General features: G+C 72.0%; 13 protein-coding genes. 11 read left to right on the forward strand and 2 right to left on the reverse strand.

Translation table 11 applies throughout. The features are described from left to right. Positions 1–19 precede the first annotated feature (19 nt). Together IEV65_RS02720 and IEV65_RS02725 are read right to left on the reverse strand one after the other, a co-directional pair. Positions 20–1,294, reverse strand: a complete 1,275-nt coding sequence (locus IEV65_RS02720) for a TRAP transporter large permease (RefSeq protein ID WP_188428060.1) — start codon at positions 1,292–1,294, stop codon at positions 20–22. Next, positions 1,291–1,848, reverse strand: coding sequence for a TRAP transporter small permease (locus IEV65_RS02725; RefSeq protein ID WP_188428061.1), 558 nt, complete (start codon positions 1,846–1,848; stop codon positions 1,291–1,293). Before IEV65_RS02725 ends, IEV65_RS02720 begins: the two co-directional genes overlap by 4 nt. A gap of 134 nt (positions 1,849–1,982) precedes the next feature. Here IEV65_RS02725 and IEV65_RS02730 point away from each other — a divergent pair, with 134 nt between their 5' ends. From IEV65_RS02730 to IEV65_RS02780, 11 genes are all read left to right on the forward strand, one after another. Further along, entirely contained in the window at positions 1,983–2,960 is a 978-nt protein-coding gene (locus tag IEV65_RS02730) for a LacI family DNA-binding transcriptional regulator (protein WP_229734816.1), read from the forward strand. Between the two features lie 67 nt (positions 2,961–3,027). After that, positions 3,028–3,855: a protocatechuate 3,4-dioxygenase subunit beta gene (gene pcaH / locus IEV65_RS02735; RefSeq protein ID WP_188428063.1), complete on the forward strand. Its 828-nt coding sequence runs from the start codon at positions 3,028–3,030 to the stop codon at positions 3,853–3,855. Next, positions 3,855–4,448 (forward strand): protocatechuate 3,4-dioxygenase subunit alpha, encoded by a 594-nt coding sequence (gene pcaG, locus IEV65_RS02740; RefSeq protein WP_188428064.1) that lies wholly within the window; start codon positions 3,855–3,857, stop codon positions 4,446–4,448. The genes pcaH and pcaG overlap by 1 nt, the downstream gene beginning before the upstream one ends. Positions 4,449–4,458: 10 nt before the next feature. Further along, a complete protein-coding gene (locus IEV65_RS02745) occupies positions 4,459–5,682 on the forward strand; it encodes a lyase family protein (protein WP_188428065.1) in 1,224 nt (407 codons plus the stop codon). After that, positions 5,679–6,854 carry a bifunctional 3-oxoadipate enol-lactonase/4-carboxymuconolactone decarboxylase PcaDC gene (pcaDC, locus tag IEV65_RS15885; protein WP_188428066.1) on the forward strand — a complete coding sequence of 392 codons (1,176 nt, stop codon included), beginning with the start codon at positions 5,679–5,681 and terminating at the stop codon, positions 6,852–6,854. The genes IEV65_RS02745 and pcaDC overlap by 4 nt, the downstream gene beginning before the upstream one ends. Continuing rightward, positions 6,851–7,639, forward strand: a complete 789-nt coding sequence (locus IEV65_RS02755; protein ID WP_229734817.1) for an IclR family transcriptional regulator domain-containing protein — start codon at positions 6,851–6,853, stop codon at positions 7,637–7,639. Before pcaDC ends, IEV65_RS02755 begins: the two co-directional genes overlap by 4 nt. Before the next feature lie 47 nt (positions 7,640–7,686). Beyond that, on the forward strand, positions 7,687–8,889 hold the full coding sequence (locus tag IEV65_RS02760) for a 4-hydroxybenzoate 3-monooxygenase (protein ID WP_188428067.1): 1,203 nt from the start codon (positions 7,687–7,689) through the stop codon (positions 8,887–8,889). A gap of 82 nt (positions 8,890–8,971) precedes the next feature. Then, positions 8,972–9,973 (forward strand): ABC transporter substrate-binding protein, encoded by a 1,002-nt coding sequence (locus tag IEV65_RS02765; protein WP_188428068.1) that lies wholly within the window; start codon positions 8,972–8,974, stop codon positions 9,971–9,973. Then, entirely contained in the window at positions 9,970–10,815 is an 846-nt protein-coding gene (locus IEV65_RS02770; RefSeq protein ID WP_188428069.1) for an ABC transporter permease, read from the forward strand. Before IEV65_RS02765 ends, IEV65_RS02770 begins: the two co-directional genes overlap by 4 nt. Beyond that, the gene (locus IEV65_RS02775; RefSeq protein ID WP_188428070.1) at positions 10,812–11,585 is read left to right on the forward strand and encodes an ABC transporter permease; all 774 of its coding nucleotides are present in this window, start codon (positions 10,812–10,814) and stop codon (positions 11,583–11,585) included. The genes IEV65_RS02770 and IEV65_RS02775 overlap by 4 nt, the downstream gene beginning before the upstream one ends. Before the next feature lie 97 nt (positions 11,586–11,682). Continuing rightward, positions 11,683–12,495 carry an ABC transporter ATP-binding protein gene (locus IEV65_RS02780; RefSeq protein ID WP_188429403.1) on the forward strand — a complete coding sequence of 271 codons (813 nt, stop codon included), beginning with the start codon at positions 11,683–11,685 and terminating at the stop codon, positions 12,493–12,495. Position 12,496 lies beyond the last annotated feature (1 nt).

Here is a 12,496-nt window from a genome sequence, read left to right on the forward strand (position 1 = left end):
GTCGGGGTGGTGGGTGGTCTCAGAGCCCCAGCTGCTCGGGCAGCCAGAGGGCGATGCCGGGCACGAGGATGATCGCGACCAGCAGGACGAGCAGCGGGACGATGAAGGGCAGGCTGCCGCGGAAGACCTGGCCGACCGGCACCTTGAGCGTGGCCGAGAGGACGAAGAGCACGGTGCCCACGGGTGGGGTCAGCAGGCCGATCATCAGCGACAGGATCATCACCACGCCGAGCAGGATCGGGTCGACGTCGAGGGTCTTGGCGATCGGCATGAGCATCGGGATGACCAGGACCAGGATCGCCGTGGCGTCCATCACCGTGCCGAGGATCAGCATCAGCACCGCCACGAGCACCAGGTAGACCGTCCCGTCGCTGGTGAAGCCGAGGACCGCCTCGCTCAGCAGCTGCGGGACCCGCTCCAGCGCCAGGATGTAGCCGAGCAGGGCCGCCGAGGCCACGATCAGCATGATCGACGCAGCGGTGGTCACGGACTCGGAGAGGATCCGCGGCACGTCTCTCAGGGTGATGGTCCGGTAGACGAGCCCGAGCACGAACATGTAGCCCGCGCCGATGGCAGCGGCCTCCGTCGGCGTGAACGCACCGGAGAGGATGCCGCCCAGGATGATGACGGGGGCCAGAGCCGGGCCGACGACGCCCCGCGCGGCGGCCGCGAGGCGGGACCGGTCGAAGGGCACCTGCTGGATGTTGTCGTCGTGGCGGGTCAGCACCCACACGGCGATGCACAGCCCGAGGGCCATGAGCAGGGCCGGGATGACGGAGGCCGCGAAGAGCTTGCCCGTGGAGACGGCGGCCTGTCCGGAGAAGATCACGGCGGGGATGCTCGGCGGCATGATCGGGGCGATGAGGGCTGCCGCCCCGGTGACGCCGAGGGCGAACGGCTTGCTGTAGCCGTAGCGGACCATCTGCGGCACCTGGACCTTGCCCAGTGCCGCGGCGTCCGCGACGGCCGAGCCGGACATCCACGAGAAACCGAGGCTCACGCCGACGTTGACGTAGCCCAGGCCGCCCCGGACGCGGCCGAGCAAGGCCATCGCGAAGTCGTAGATCCGGGCCGCGATGCCGGCGTGGACGGCGATGACCCCGAGCAGGATGAACAGCGGCACGGCGAGCAGCGGGAAGCTGGCGATCGAGTTGCTCATCAGCCGGACGGCCTGACCCAGCGACTGGCCCTCGACCATCATGTAGAGCAGGGACGGACCGAGGAAGGCGAAGCCGATCGGCACGCGCAGGGCGAGCAGGGCGATGATCGCCGCGAGCAGGAGGAAGACGGTCACTGGAAGGTCGCCTCTCCGGCCGTGACCTCGCCGAGGTCCGCGCGGTGGGGACCGTGCCGGAGCACCTGGACGACGGCGACGAGGGCGCGGACCGTCAGGCTGGCGAAGCCGATGGCGGGGACGATGAACAGCCAGGACATCGGCATACCCATCGCCGGGGAGGACAGCCTGGCCTGGGTCTGGACGAGGTTGACCGCCTCGGCGCACCCGCCGACGCCGACGGCTGCCACCACCAGCAGGGCGAAGACCTGGATGCCGGTGAGGAGTCGGTCGCTGCGCAGCCCGTCCACGAGCTGCAGCGTGATGTGGTCGCCCCGGGTCAGCAGCACGCCCAGCACCGAGAACGTCATCCAGACCATGGAGAACCTCGCCAGCTCGCCGCTCCAGGACAGCGTGGCCCACGGGCTGTATCGCTGGGCCGCCTGGATGAACACCATGGTGAAGATCAGCGTGAGCGCGAGGCAGCCGAGGGCGATCTCGAATCGGCCGAACCAGGCGGTCCAGGCGGGGGCCCGACCCGTGTGCGGCGGGTCGGCCAGGGGGGTCTCAGGCACCGCTTCAGCTCCTTCGTCCGAGGTGCCGGTCGCCGGGCGACGGCCGTGTCACGTGGTCCTAGGGACGTTAGGAGGCCTCGTGCAACCACATCAAGAAGTTTCACAAAATTTCATCTCGTGGAAGAATGACGCGCGTGGCTGCCCGGACGACGATCTACGACGTGGCGCGTGCGGCCGAGGTCTCGCCCGCCACGGTCAGCCGGGCGCTGAGCCGGCCGGACGCAGTCCACCCGGAGACGCTCGCGCGCGTGCTTGGCGCGGCAGAGCGCCTGGGTTACCGCAAGGCGCCCGGCGCGCGGGCCGGCGGTGCGCGGCATACCGACACGATCGCGATGGTGGTCCCCGACATCACCAACCCCTACTACTTCAGCGCGATCACCGGTGCCGAGCGCCGCGCCCAGGCCGCGGGGCTCACGCTGGTGCTCGTCAACTCCGAGGAGAACGCCGCGCACGAGCGACGCAACGTCGAGCGCCTGCTCGGCCGGGTCGACGGCTTCGTGCTGGCCTCCTCGCGGCTGCCGGACGAGGAGATCGTCGGGTTCGCCTCGCGGACCAAGGTCGTGCTCCTCAACCGCTGGGTCGACGGCATCTCCTGCGCCATGGTCGAGCAGGACCACGGCTCCCGGCAGATCGTCCACCACCTCGTCTCCCTCGGGCACGAACACCTCGTCTACCTCGGCGGACCGGTCAACAGCTGGGTGCGTCACCAGCGCTGGAACGCGCTGCGCGGCGCGGCCGAGGCCGAGGGCGTGCGGATCGACCTGCTCGGCCCCTACCGGCCGTCCTCGGTCGACGGGGGTGCGGCTGCCGACGCCGCGATGCGGACCGGTGCGACGGGCTTCGTGGCGCACAACGACCTGCTCGCCATCGGTGTGCTGCAACGACTCCGGGCACGCGGGGTGGACGTGCCGGGGGAGGTCAGCGTGGTGGGCTACGACGACATGTTCGTCGCCACGATCTGCACGCCGGCGCTGACCACCCTGGGCGGGGAGTACGAGGAGGCGGCGCGGTTCGGTGTCGAGCTGCTGCTCGAGGAGCGGCGGGACTCCCAGGTCGTGCTGCCCTCGAGCCTGACCATCCGGGGATCGACCGGACGCGCGCCGCTGGCGTGATCCATCTCACACTTGTTCGTCTGGCGAACGTCTGGTCAAGATGCGAACGCCTCGCTAGGGTCCCTGCATGGCGCTCACCGATGACACCGTGCGAGAACCGTCCGACGACGAGGTCTTCGCCCCGGCACCCTCGCCGCTGGACGTGCCGATCGCGGAGCAGAGCGAGATCTCCGAGGAGATCTCGCGACGTCACGCCGCCGCGCGACCCGGGCTGGTCCAGCCGGCCGTCGACTTCCGGCCCTACCGCAGCTCCGAGCTGCGCCACCCCACCAAGGACCTCCGGCACGCCGACCCCGAGGGCGTGGAGCTCTTCTCGCCGGTCTTCGGCCACCGCGACGTCGACCCGATCGAGTCCGACCTGACGCTGCACCCCGCCGGTGAGCCGGTCGGGGAGCGGATCCGGATCACCGGCCGCGTGCTCGACGGCGACGGCCGTCCGGTCGCGGGCCAGCTGGTCGAGATCTGGCAGGCCAACGCCGCCGGGCGCTACGTCCACAAGCGCGACGCGCACCCGGCCCCGCTCGACCCGCACTTCACGGGGGTCGGGCGGACCATCACCGGCGCCGACGGCAGCTACGACTTCGTCACCATCAAGCCCGGCCCCTACCCGTGGAAGAACCACCGCAACGCCTGGCGCCCGGCCCACGTGCACTTCTCCCTCTTCGGCAGCGAGTTCACCCAGCGCATGGTGACCCAGATGTACTTCCCCGGGGACCCGCTCCTGCCGCTCGACCCGATCTACCAGGCGATCACCGACCAGCGGGCCCGAGACCGCCTCGTCTCCGTCTACGACCACGACGTCTCCGAGCACGAGTGGCTGCTCGGCTACCGCTGGGACATCGTCCTGACGGGGACGCACAGCACCCCGATGGAGCCCGAGGAGGGCGAGCACTGATGAGCGAGCACACGCAGGTCCACACCGCCGCGGGCGACCTCGTCCCGACACCGGGCCAGACCGTCGGCCCGTTCTTCGGCTTCGCGCTGCCCTACGAGCGCGGCCACGAGCTCGTCCCGCCGTCGACGCCCGGGGCCGTCCGCCTCCACGGCACGGTGTACGACGGCGCGGGCGACCCGGTCCCCGACGCCATCCTCGAGATCAGCCAGGCCGGCGCGGACGGTCGCGTGCACGGCCAGGAGGGCACGCTCGCCCGGGACGGGATGACGTGGAGCGGCTGGGGCCGCTGCCCCACCACCCGCGCGGGCACCTACTCCTTCACCACCGTCGTCCCGGGCCCGGTCGACGGGGCGGCGCCGTTCTTCGCGGTGGTCGTCTTCGCGCGCGGTCTGCTCAACCGGCTCTTCACCCGCGCCTACCTTCCCGGCGATGACGCGGCCCTGGCGGCCGACCCGCTGCTGTCCTCCCTCGACGAGGCCGACCGCGCGACCCTCGTCGCCGTGGCCGAGGACGACGGCTCGCTCCGCTTCGACATCCGGCTCCAGGGCGAGGGCGAGACCGCCTTCCTCACCTACCCGCGCCACGACGCCTGAGCCGCTCGAAATGACGTCCGACACCCACCTTCTCGAGCCGGGCTCCGCCCCGGGGTATGCCGTCGCCGGCGACCCCGCGGTCCTCGCCGCCCTGGTCCGGGCGGAGGTGGCCTGGGTCGACGTCCTCGGCCGCGCGGGCATCGCGCCGGCGGGCCTCGGCGCCGCGCTGCGCTCCTCGCTCCAGGCGAGCCCGGTCGACCTGGCGTCCGTCGCGGGGCGCGGCGCGGACGGTGGCAACCCCGTCATTCCGTTGGTCGCCGACCTGCGCGAGCGGGCGGGCTCCGACGGGCGCTGGGTGCACGTCGGGCTGACCAGCCAGGACGTCCTCGACAGCGCGCTGATGCTCGTCGCCCGTGACGTCCTGGAGCTGGTCGCCGACGAGCTCACGGCCGCCGGTGACGCGCTCGCCGGACTCGTGGAGGCGCACCGGGGCACGGTGATGGTCGGGCGCACGCTGACCCAGCACGCGGTGCCGATCACCTTCGGGCTCAAGGCAGCGCAGTGGCTGACGTCGGTGCAGGACGGCCTCGAGGAGATCCGCGCGGTCCGGGCCGGCCTGCCGGTCCAGGCGGGCGGTGCAGCGGGGACGCGCGCGGCATACCACCTGGTGGCCGGGGGCGCGGGTGAGGAGCTGGGCCGGGCCTGGGCGGAGGAGCTCCGTCTCACCTGGCCGGACCTGCCGTGGCACACGCGGCGCCGCCCGGTCACCCGCGTCGGCGACGTCCTCGCCGCCGTGCTGTCCACGCTCGGGCACCTCGCGACCGACGTGCTGAGCCTGGCGCGCCCCGAGGTCGCCGAGGTCGCCGAGGGCCGGGCCGAGGGGCGGGGCGGGTCCTCGACGATGCCGCACAAGCGCAACCCGGTGCTGTCCGTCCTCGTGCGCTCCGCGGCGGTCCAGGCCGGTCCGCTCGCGGGCGTGCTGCACCAGTGCGCCGCGCTCGCCGTCGACGAGCGCTCCGACGGCGCCTGGCACGCGGAGTGGCCCACGCTGCAGCGGCTCATGGTGCTCGCCGCCTCGACCGCCGTCACGAGCCGGGAGCTGGTGACGGGGCTGCAGGTCGACGTCGCGGCGATGTCGGCGCGGGCCGACGCGGCCGCCGAGGCGCTGCTGTCCGAGCCTCGGGGGCTGGCGGCCAGGACCGGACGGGACACCGACGACGACGTGAGCTCCTACCTCGGGAGCGCGGCCGCCCTGGCCGACTCCGCGGTGGGGCGCTGGAGGGGAGACCGATGACCGACCTGACGCTGCGGGGCACCTGGCTGACGCCCGACCGAGGGCGCGACCTGCTGGTCGTCGGCCCCTCGCTCGGCACCGGCGTGGTGGCCCTCTGGGACACCTGCGCCCAGGTGGTCGCGGGTCGCGGTGACGTGGACGTGCTCGGCTGGGACCTGCCCGGTCACGGTCACGGCGCCCCGGTGGACGAGCCGTTCACCGTCGAGGACCTCGCCGCGGCCGTCGTGCAGCTCGCGGGGTCGGTGCGCCCAGGGCAGGCGTTCGCCTACGCCGGCGTGAGCGTCGGTGGGGTCGTGGGCCTCGCGCTGGCCACCGGGTCCGCCCCGGTCACCGCGGTCTCGGTCATCTGCTCCGACGCCAGGGTCGGGACCCCGGAGGGCTGGCACGAGCGGGCCGACCTCGTCCGCCGGGCCGGCACGCCGGTCATGGTGTCCGGGTCGGTGCAGCGCTGGTTCGCGCCCGGCTTCGTCGAGCGCGAGCCGGCGGTCACGACGGGTCTGCTGACCACCCTCCAGCACGCGGACAAGAACTCCTACGCGCGGGTCTGCGAGGCGCTCGCCGCCGCCGACCTGCGGCCGGGGCTCGCCGGCATCGACGTGCCGGTGCTGGTGATCGCCGGTCGCCACGACGCGGTCTGCACCCCTGAGGCCGGCGAGGCGCTCGCCGCAGCCGTGCCCGGGGCCCAGCTCGTCGTCGTCGAGGACGCCGCTCACCTCGCCCCGGCGGAGTCGCCGACCGAGGTCGGCGAGGTGCTCGCGGACTGGCTGCACGGCATACCCCAGCAGGGCCGGACGTCGAGCCAGACCCACGCGGCGGGCATGCGGGTGCGCCGCGAGGTGCTCTCCGACGCGCACGTCGACCGCGCCGAGGCGCGCAAGAGCGCCCTCACCCACGAGTTCCAGGACCTCATCACCCGCTACGCCTGGGGGGAGATCTGGACCCGTCCCGGTCTCGACCGACGGATGCGCAGCGCGATCACCCTCACCGCGCTCATCGCCCACGGTCACTGGGGCGAGCTGGAGATGCACGTGCGCGCCGCCCGCCGCAACGGCCTCAGTCGCGAGGAGATCGCCGAGGTGCTCCTGCAGTCGGCGATCTACCTGGGGGTGCCGGCCGCCAACCACGCCTTCGGCATCGCCCAGCAGGTGCTCGACGAGGAGCCGCAGGAGTGAGCGCGGTGACCGAGCAGGGTGAGGGGCGCGGCGGGGAGTTCGTCCAGTCGCTGGCCCGGGGCCTGGACGTGATCACGGCCTTCGACAGCCAGCACCGGAGCCTGACGCTGAGCCAGGTCGCCCAGCGGACCGGACTCAACCGGGCCACCGCGCGGCGATTCCTGCACACCCTGCTCACCCTCGGCTACGTCCACCAGGAGGACCAGCGCTTCGCGCTCACGCCCCGGGTGATGCGCCTGGGCTACGCCTTCCTCTCCGGCCTGCCCCTGTCCGAGATCGCCCAGCCCCACCTCAAGGACCTATCCACGACGCTGGGGGAGTCGACCTCCGTGAGCGTCCTCGACGGGTCCGACGTGCTCTACGTCGCGCGCGTGCAGACGCACCGGATCATGGCCACCGCCATCCCCGTGGGCACCCGCTTCCCGGCCTACGCGACCTCCATGGGCCTGGTGCTCCTCGCCGGGCTGACCGAGGACGAGCTGGATCGCTACCTCGACACGACGGTGCTGGAGCCGATCACCGTCTACACGGTCACCGACCCCCAGGTCCTCCGTGCCGAGCTGGCCCGGGTGCGCGAGCAGGGGTATGCCGTGTGCGACCAGCAGCTCTCGCTCGGGCTGCGCAGCGTCGCCGTGCCGATCCGCGAGGACGGCCGGGTCGTGGCCGCGATGAACTGCTCGATGCCGGTCCACGACGGCCGCACGCCCCACGAGCCGGTCGCCGTGGCGGACGTGCTCCAGCGGGGCGCCGCCCGGGTCGAGGAAGAGCTGGCCATGTCCCACTGAGCCGACCCCACGCCATACCTCCCCCCGACAAGGAAGTCACCCCACCCATGACTGAGCACGACATCCACCGCAGCCGCACGACGGTCGGCGTCGTCGGCGGCGGCCCCGCGGGCCTCATGCTCTCGCACCTGCTGCAGCGGCAGGGGATCGAGTCGGTCGTCATCGACACCAGGACCCGGGAGACCATCGAGACCACGCAGCGTGCCGGGATCCTCGAGGCGGGCAGCGTCCGGCTCCTCACCGACACCGGGGTGAGCGACCGCGTGCTGCGCGACGGGTCGCGCCATGAGGGCATCGAGCTGCGCTTCGGCGGCGAGGGGCACCGGATCGACTTCGATGCCCTGGTCGGCGAGGCGGTGTGGCTCTACCCGCAGACCGACGTGTTCATCGACCTCGCAGACGCCCGCGAGCGGGACGGCGGGACGGTGCACTTCGGCGTGACCGACCCCGCGGTGGCGGGTGTGATCAGCGCGCTTCCGACGATGTCCTTCACCGACGCCGCCGGGCAGCGCCACGAGGTGAGCTGCGACTACCTCGTCGGTGCGGACGGGTCACGCTCGATGTGCCGCGGCGAGGTGCCCGACGACGTCGGGGTGCACCACTTCCGGGAGTACCCCTTCGCGTGGTTCGGGATCATGACGCAGGCGCCGATGAGCGCGCCGGAGCTCATCTACGCGCACAGCCCGCACGGGTTCGCGCTCATCTCCCAGCGCAGCGAGGTCCTGCAGCGGATGTACTTCCAGTGCGACCCCGACGAGGACCCGACGGCGTGGAGCGACGAGCGCGTCTGGACCGAGCTGGACCGACGCACCGCGCTCGAGGGCTTCTCCCTGGCCAAGGGGCCGATCACCGAGAAGGTCGTGCTGCGCTTCCGCTCCTTCGTGCTCGAGCCGATGCGGCACGGCAACCTCTTCCTGGCAGGCGACGCCGCGCACACCGTCCCCCCGACCGGCGCCAAGGGGCTCAACCTCGCGCTCATGGACGTCAAGGTCCTGGCCGAGGTGCTGGGCCGGGCGGTCAACGACGGCGAGACAGCCGCGCTCGACGAGTACTCGCCCCGCGCGCTCGAGCGGGTGTGGAAGGCCCAGCACTTCTCCTACTGGATGAGCACGATGCTGCACACCCTGCCCGGCGAGTTCGCCGCCTTCGACGCCGCCCGCCAGGTCGGCGAGCTCACCTCGCTCGTCCAGTCCGAGTCCGGCCGGCGGTATCTCGCCGAGGGATACACCGGCTGGCCCGAGCACACCTGACCACCTGACCCTGACCACCTGCCCCCTGACCAGCTGACCCCCCATCACGGCCCCAGGGCCACGCCATACAAAGGAGACAACCATGAAGCGCTCACTCGCCCTCGTGACCGCGGCCATGACCGCGGCGCTGCTGACCTCGTGCAGCTCCGGCTCGCCGTCCTCCGACGCCCCTGCGGGGGGAGCCACCGACAACGGTGCGCAGTCGGAGGCGGCCGGAGACGGCGAGCTCCGCTCGATCAAGGTCGGCGTCATCCCGATCGTCGACACCGCCCCGATCTACCTCGGTGACGCCAAGGGCTTCTTCGAGGAGGAGGGGCTCGACCTGGAGATCGTCGAGACCAGCGGCGGCGCGGCCGCCGTCCCCGGCGTCGTCAGCGGCTCCTTCGACGTCGCCTTCGGCAACACCGTGTCCGTGATGGTGGCCGCCGACCAGGGACTGCCGCTGAAGTACCTCACCAACGGACTGGCCACCACCGGCGAGGACCCCGACGTCGGTGCCGTGCTCGCGCCCGGCGACTCGGACATCGAGAGCGCCGGCGACCTCGCCGGCAAGACCGTCGCGGTGAACAACCTCAACAACATCGGCGACACCACCATCCGGACCATCGTCGAGGCCGACGGCGGCGACCCGTCGACCATCGAGTTCGTCGAGATCGCCTTCCCGGACATGCCGGCCGCCATCGAGCGCGGCCAGGTGGACGCGGCCTGGGTCCTGGACCCGTTCAAGACCGGGGCGATGGACGCGGGCGCCAAGCTCGTGGCCAACAACTTCGCCGAGTTCGACCCCGAGCTGGACATCGCGGGTTACTTCACCACGATGGAGACCTTCGAGGAGGACAAGGAGCTCGTCGACGCCTTCACGGCGGCGATGACGAAGTCGCTGGAGTACGCAGCGGAGAACCCCGAGGAGGTGCGCGACATCGTCGGCACCTACACCAAGATGCCCGAGGAGGCCCGCGCCGCGATGACCCTCCCGCGCTACCGCGCCGACTTCAACCGCGAGGCGATGCAGAAGCTCGGCGAGGCCGCGGTGAAGTACGGCAGCCTCGACAAGGCGCCCGACCTGGACGCGCTGCTGCCGTGAGCTCGTCCACGGACGACGTCGCGCGCGCCGGGGCACCGGCGCGCGGACGCTCCCTGCACGACCGGCTGCTGTCGTGGCCGCCGGTCGTGCTGGGGGTGGCGGGGACGCTGCTGTTCCTGGGCGTGTGGGAGCTGGTGCCGGCGCTGGGCCTGGTGCCGGCGAAGTACCTCCCGCCGCCGAGCGAGACGCTGGGCATCTTCGCGCGGAACCTGACGTTCGTGGACTTCTGGCTCGCAGTGTGGGACACCCTGCGCGGCTGGGGGCTTGGTCTGGCGTTCGCGGCGTCGGCGGCGCTGGTGATCGGGCTGGTGATCGGCGGGTCGGGCGTGCTGCGCCGGTTGACGCACTCCACGATCGAGTTCCTGCGGCCGGTGCCCTCGGTGGCGCTGATCCCGCTGGCGGTGCTGCTGTTCGGCTTCGACCTGGAGTCCAAGCTGATGCTGATCGTGTATGCCGCGTTCTGGCAGGTGCTGATCCAGGTGCTGTACGGGGTGGCGGACGTGGACCCGGTCGCCCGGAACACGGCTCGCTCCTTCGGGCTGGGCTACCTGGCGCGGGTGCGGCACGTGGTGTGGCCCACCGTCCTGCCCTACCTGATGACCGGGCTGCGGCTCGGGGCGGCGGTCGCGCTGATCCTGGCCGTGACCGCCGAGCTGGTGATCGGCAACCCGGGCCTGGGCCGGGAGATCGCGCTGGCGCAGTCCGGCGGTGCGACCGCCCCGATGTATGCCCTGGTCATCGCGACCGGCCTGCTCGGGGTGCTGATCAACGTCGTCTTCCGCGCGGTGGAGCGCCGGGCCCTGTCCTGGCACCCGTCGGTGCGGGCGGAGGTGGCCTCGTGAGGGCGCTGCGCAGCGTGTTCTACGTGGTGGCGCTGCCGGCGGCGCTGGTGGCGCTGTGGTGGCTGCTGACCCTGGGGTCGGACAGCTTCTGGGTGCCCCGGCCCGGCGAGCTGGTGAGCACCTTTCGGGAGGTGTGGATCGGCCCGCGGTTCATGGACGACGTCGTGCCCTCCCTGACCCGGCTCGCGGTCGGGCTCGTGCTGGCGATCGCCCTGGGGATCCTGGGCGGTCTGGCGATCGGGTCCTCCCGGGTGCTGCGCCGCCTGTCCGAGCCGGTGCTGGAGTTCTTCCGCGCCATCCCCCCGCCGGTGCTGGTGCCGATCCTCATGGTGCTGGTCGGGGTCAACGACACGATGAAGGTGCTGGTCATCGTGTCCGGCGCCGTCTGGCCGGTGCTGCTGAACACGATCGAGGGCGTGCGCGGCATCGACGAGGTCCTCTCCGACACCGCCAAGTCCTACGGGATCCACGGTACGTCGCGGATCACGATGCTGACCCTGCCCGCGGCGAGCCCGAACTTCATGACCGGCATCCGGCAGGCCCTGTCCATCGGGCTGATCCTCATGGTCATCTCGGAGATGTTCGCCTCCAGCTCGGGCCTGGGGTTCACCATCGTGCAGTTCCAGCGGTCCTTCGCGGTCACCGAGATGTGGAGCGGCATCGTGCTGCTCGGCCTGATCGGTGTGCTGCTAGCCGGCATCTACTCCTTCGTGGAGCGGCGCGTGCTGCGCTGGTACCACGGTCTGAAAGAGGTTGAGCAGAGTGAGTGAGACCACCCCCAGCCCCACGGGCCAGCCCGCCGCGCCCGGCGCCGCTGCCCCCAGCGCCCCCACCGCGCCGACCGCGCGGGAGGAACGGCAGGAGGTCCTGCTCTCGGTGCGCGGCGTGCGCAAGATCTACCCCAGCGCCGCCGGCCCGGTCGAGGCCGTGCGGGACCTGACCTTCGACGTGCGCCGTGGCGAGCTGGCCTGCATCGTGGGTCCCTCGGGCGCTGGCAAGACCACCCTGCTGAAGATCATCGCCGGGCTGCTCGAGCCCACCAGCGGCCAGGTGATCCTCGAGGGTGAACCGGTCTCCGGCCCGCCTCGGACGATGGCCGTGGTGTTCCAGGAGTACGGCCGCTCCCTCTTCCCCTGGCTGACCGTGCGCGGCAACGTCGAGCTGCCGCTGAAGAACGCCCGCGTCCCCGCGGCCGAGCGGGCCCGGCGGATCGACGAGGCGCTCGAGGCCGTCGGGCTCGCGCACGCCCACAGGCGCTACCCCTGGCAGCTGTCCGGAGGTATGCAGCAGCGCGTCGCGATCGCCCGCGCGGTGGCCTACGAGCCGCACATCCTGCTCATGGACGAGCCGTTCGCCGCGGTCGACGCCCAGACCCGCGCCGACCTGGAGGACCTGGTCCGCGACATCTGGCACCGCCTGGGCGTCACGGTCCTGTTCGTCACCCATGACATCGACGAGTCGGTCTACCTCGGCGAGCGCGTCATCATCCTCTCCTCCTCCCCGACCGTGGTCCAGGAGGACGTTCACATCGACCTGCCTGACGAGCGCTCCCAGCTGGAGACCCGTTCCACCAAGCAGTTCGCCGACCTGCGCCACCACATCTACGAGCAGATCCAGCTCGCCAAGGCCGGCATCGTCCCCGCCCAGATCGCCGCCGGCGTCACCCAGAAGGAGGTCTGAG

It is taken from the genome of Ornithinimicrobium tianjinense (assembly GCF_014636495.1).
Lineage (GTDB): Bacteria > Actinomycetota > Actinomycetes > Actinomycetales > Dermatophilaceae > Ornithinicoccus > Ornithinicoccus tianjinensis.